Below are 261 nucleotides of genomic sequence, written 5' to 3' on the forward strand. Positions count from 1 at the left end.
AAATACCGCTTGCAGGAAAAGACCCTGCTGAACACCGAGATCGGCAAGCTGGCCTGGGACGAGCGGCAAAGCCTCTGGCACCTGCATGACGCCCAGGGCAACCATTACACCGCGAACGCCGTGGTTTCCGGCATGGGCGGCCTGTCCACCCCGGCCTATCCACGCCTCGATGGCCTGGAGAACTTCCAGGGCAAGGTCTTCCATTCCCAGCAGTGGGACCATGACTACGACCTCAAGGGCAAGCGAGTGGCGGTGATCGGC

Annotated in this window: 1 pseudogene; it reads left to right on the forward strand. The window is 62.5% G+C overall.

Annotated features, from left to right (window positions below):
* A pseudogene (locus tag GYB81_RS23670) lies at positions 1–261 on the forward strand (4-hydroxyacetophenone monooxygenase); the annotation flags it as partial.

Origin of the sequence: Pseudomonas yangonensis (assembly GCF_009932725.1) — a bacterium.
Lineage (GTDB): Bacteria > Pseudomonadota > Gammaproteobacteria > Pseudomonadales > Pseudomonadaceae > Aquipseudomonas > Aquipseudomonas yangonensis.